Source organism: Nostoc cf. edaphicum LEGE 07299, assembly GCF_015207245.1.
GTDB lineage: Bacteria > Cyanobacteriota > Cyanobacteriia > Cyanobacteriales > Nostocaceae > Nostoc > Nostoc edaphicum_B.
Genome location: NZ_JADEXF010000412.1, coordinates 1 through 4,683, shown reverse-complemented (window position 1 = coordinate 4,683; position 4,683 = coordinate 1). Strand labels below are relative to the sequence as shown.

The following is a 4,683-nucleotide window of genomic DNA, read 5'->3' as shown; positions in this document are numbered from 1 at the left end:
TTATGGCTATAAACAACAGGGAATCTCACACCTAAAATTTTTAAAATAGAATGATCCTAAACCACTAAATTTTTCAGATGGCAGCAAAAAGCAAAAAAATAAATTATCCCTGATTGTCGGCTAAAGATGTATATTACAACCGAAATCAGGTAGTATAAGGTTTACGTATAATGACTGACTTTGCACAAACAGAAATAGAACGGCGATTAACTTTATATCAAGTATTCCTCAAATTGTATGAACACCACAGCAGCCTTCTAGATGAAATTCTTCAGCTAGAAAACCTATCTCAACCATCGTTGAGGAGAGTCAAGACGACGGGTTACGTACATGGTGTAGTGGATAGTGCTGCTGTTTATTTGATGACTAACTTGGGCGACAATCAGACTCAGAGTTTACGACAGCCACAGCAGATATGGACGATAGGTCGTAGCCGCAACAGTGGTATTTACATTGGTGACAGTCATCTTTCTCGTCGCCACGCTGCTATCCAGCATATTGACGAGCAAGGCTTTTACTTAATTGATTTCAAAAGTACCAATGGCTCGTTTGTGAATGGTAATCGCGCTGTTAGTCCGATTAAACTCAAAGATGGCGATCGCATCCGTCTAGGCAATATGACTTTTGATTTTTTCGTGACTTCTACCTACTGCGTTCTGCCAACTGTTGCAATGGATTTATTGATGCAGCTTGTGCATCGAAGGAATAATCATACAGTAGACATACTTACTTATTCTCAGAATAGACAAAAAACTCTAATTGAAAAACCAGATTCTAATTTAGAGGCTTTCAGAAATTTCGGCATCGTTGAGAAGCTTGAAAATTTTTATGAAAACTTCAGTTCAGAACAGAAATCAGAAATTTTAGACCGCCTGTTTACCACACAAATACTGTCTAATCCCAGCCAGCTAAAAAATTGTAACTTTTAACAGTTTTCAATTGTTTGAGGAGTGCTGTTAGCGGTAGTGTGGCATTTAGTCTGTTAGTCTGTGCTGAGTAAGAAGGTAAGGTTTGCTGAGGCAGACAGGCAGACAAATAGTGAAAGTTAAAAGGGAACTCGTCAAAATATATAAAAAAAATTAAGAATGTGATTAAATATCATAGCAATCATTTTGGAGTGGCATCTCTAGCTCACAATAAAAAGAAAGCGATTCAGAGATTGAGTGAGTAAGTTATGCTCTATCCTGTCAACAGGAGGATACTCAAGGTCTACCAGCAGTAGCAACAGTGATAGTGATGTACTCCGGTTATGTGGCTCACCACTACGCGTCTAGTGCAAAAAAACCCCCAGTGGGTGTTAGCCTACTAGGGGAGTTAGTTATCAGGGTGCATCTACCAATTAAGTGTTCTCAGGTTGAAGACCATACTCCGGATAAATTTGTACAAAGGTCAGTTATTTTTTAAATAAAAAAACCCCCAGTGGGTGTTAACCTACTATGGGAGTTAGTTATCAGGGTGCATCTACCAATAATCTTTTCTAGGGGCAGCCAGCATCTTCCGGGAAAAATGAACTAAATTAGGATTGATGGCAATGTCTATAACGGGCAATGAGGCTCGTACCACTATGGAGAAGCAAGCTACGCGTAGCATCTTTGAGAGAAAAAGACTCGCTAAGATTTCTCTAAAAGAGGCATTTGCGATCGCTATTGGTAACGCAACTAGTAGAAAAAACTCCCAGTGGGTGTTAACCTATCAGGGGAGTGAGTTATCAGGGTCAGTTATTTTTTTTAATAAAAAAAACCCCCGGTGGGTGTTAACCTACTAGGGGAGTTAGTTATCAGGGTGCATCTACCAATAATCTTTTCTAGGGGCAGCTAGCATCTTCCGGGAAGAATGAACTAAATTAGGGTTGATGGCAATGTCTATAACGGGCAATGACGCTCGTACCACTATGAAGAAGCAAGCTACGCGTAGTGTCTCTGATAGGAAAAGACTCGCTAACATTTCTTAACTAGACGCATTCGCATTCGTTATCAGTGATGCTAACTAGAAAAAACCCCCAGTGGGTGTTAACCAACCAGGGGAGTGAGTTATCAGGGTGCATCTACCAATAATCTTTTCTAAAATAAATGGGTCGCTACCGGATAAATTAGCAGAGGTTGAAGTTTTACTGTTTGTCGCTCAAAGAAAAACCTCAGAGGGGTTAGTTATCAGGACAGACCTACCAATTAAACGCTCGGTGTGCTGCTTTACAAAATGGGTGTGTCAGGGTTAATCAATAGCACTCAATTTTCATAAAAAAACCCCCAGTGGGCGTTAGCCAACCAGGGGAGCTAGTTATCAGGGTGCATCTACCACTTAAATGTTCTAGGTTTAACCACCATGCTCCGGATAAATTTATTAGAAAATTGATTGTTATCGTGTGTTAAAAAAAACCAAAGTGGATATTAGCTCAATTAGGGGAGTTAAAGATCGAGGGACATCCATCTATTAATCAAGTATTCTAGGATTAAGCACTATTTTCTGGTAGAGAATATCTGCGTCAGAAGTTGCTGTTGTTTGCCAAAAATAAAAAAACCCCCAGTGGGTGTTAGCCAACTAGGGGAGTTGAAGATCAAGGTGCATCTACCAATTAAGTGTTCTAGACCCAGGTAATCCGATCCGGATAAAGTTGTAAAGGCAGAAAAACCAAAACGACACCGAATCAGAAACATTCAGGGGCAGGATGCATCTAAATTATCAGAGAGAGCGAAAAATCGACTTGAAACTTTCGCGTTTCAAACCAGATTTAGGAGGCGGACAGGAGAAGTTGTGACCCAGGAATTCCATATTTCCGTAACCCCAGTAGGGCAAAATGACTACTTGGTGCGGACGGAACAAGTCGCGCCTGGGGTACCATTGGCAGAAGAATTGGTGACTTGGCCTATAGCTGATTGGTTGATGGCTGCTGGGCATTTGATGAATGACCCGTTGAATTCGGTGTTGCAAGGAGATCCATTTACCTCTGGCGGACATGAAAGCGATATCGCCAGAAATTCTGTGAATTTGGTGGCGTTGGGTCAACAATTTTATAACGCCCTATTTCAAGGCACTCTCAGAGATAGTTGGATTACTGCCCAAGGTATTGCTCAGAACCATCAACAAGTACTACGGTTACGCTTGGGGCTAAAAGACACTAGATTAGCTCGTTTGCCTTGGGAAGTGATGCACGCAGGCGATCGCCCTCTGGCCACTGGGCCTTATGTGGCTTTTTCTCGCTTCCAAAGTGGAATTTTGGGGGCTTCTCCTTTGCGGTCGCAAAATATGCCCACACCACAAGAACAAGGTGGTGTCAGAGTTTTGATGGTAATTGCTTCTCCCTCAGATCAAGTCCGTCTTGACTTACAGAAACAGGAAGCAATTAAACTGCAAGCGGAACTTCACCGTCAAACGTCACGACCTGGTGAAGGTCGAAATCGTTTCCCCGAAATTGAACTCACTGTATTAGACCAACCAGGACGGGAAGAACTGACGCAAGCCCTAGAACAAGGTAGATACCATGTTCTCCATTATTCTGGTCATAGTAACTTAGGCGCAAATGGCGGAGAAATTTATCTTGTTAGTCGCAGAACTGGCTTAACGGAAATCTTAACTGGGGACGATTTGGCAGGTTTGCTCGTCAACAATAATATCCAAATGGCAGTGTTTAATTCCTGCTTGGGGGCATACACAGCAGCGTCCAATCCCTCTGGAGATACTGGCGAACGAAACTTAGCGGAAAGTCTCGTGAAGCGGGGAATTAGAAGCGTTTTGGCAATGTCAGAACGGATTCCTGATGAAGTGGCGTTGACGCTCACACAATTGTTTTACCGCAATTTAAATCAGGGATATCCAGTAGATTTGTGTGTAAGTCGGGTGCGCCAAGGATTAATTTCTGCTTATGGTTCTCACCAGATGTACTGGGCATTACCGATTTTATATCTCCAGCCAGAATTTGACGGTTTTTTAAGTCAGGAAACTGAGGTATCTGCAAGTACGGATTCGCTGAATCAGTATAGTTCGCCTTTAGGGGTAACTTCCACGATGTACCCTGGTATACCTGATGATAGCGATATGCCTTTAGGAATGGAAGATATGATTCCTAGTGGTTTAACGCGAGACTCTTCTGGGTTGGACTGGCTGGGTGAAGATACTTGGGGCGATCTGGTTGATGAAATTGAGTATGATGACCCAAGCTATGAAGAAGATTCTGCGATCGTTTCAGATTTGTTTCGTCAGCTAGATAACCAAAAACCTGCAACTGAACCGGATCGACAAATTCACGAAAATAATCTTCACCAAAGCCAAATTCCAGAAGAAATGACTTCCTCGGAAGAGTCAGCAGATTTGTGGGGAGAAGTTCCACCACCGCCACCTGCAACTCCTGGAAACCTTGAAGACAATTGGCAAAAGTCTAATTTTTCGCAATCGCAACCACCCCCGCCAAGAAATCGCACCCGTCGCCGCAAACTGTGGCCGATTGTGGGTGTTGTGGGGATCAGTGCGATCGCTGCTGCGATCGGTTTAAATTGGTGGTGGCAAAATCGCCCCCAAGCACTGCCTAGAATACCAGAAATTCCCACCCAGTCTCTACCTGATTCTCGACCGATTCAAAAGCAGAGAAACATCGATTTAGGAATAGAAACGACTGGAATTGTCACCGCTACTGCTACGGAAAAATTGAGCCAGGGTGACTTGCAAGGTGGGTTATTGGCTGTAGAAGAA

The 4,683-nt window shown here is 42.8% G+C and carries 3 protein-coding genes; all 3 read left to right on the top strand.

Translation table 11 applies throughout. From position 1 onward, the window contains the following. Window positions 1-170 precede the first annotated feature (170 nt). On the top strand, window positions 171-929 hold the full coding sequence (locus IQ229_RS13715; RefSeq protein ID WP_194044546.1) for an FHA domain-containing protein: 759 nt from the start codon (window positions 171-173) through the stop codon (window positions 927-929). Window positions 930-1,531: 602 nt separating this feature from the next. Continuing rightward, a complete protein-coding gene (locus IQ229_RS24025) occupies window positions 1,532-1,765 on the top strand; it encodes a hypothetical protein (protein WP_228013453.1) in 234 nt (77 codons plus the stop codon). Window positions 1,766-2,751: 986 nt separating this feature from the next. Next, a partial coding sequence (locus tag IQ229_RS13710) for a CHAT domain-containing protein (protein WP_194044544.1) occupies window positions 2,752-4,683 on the top strand: 1,932 nt, incomplete at its 3' end.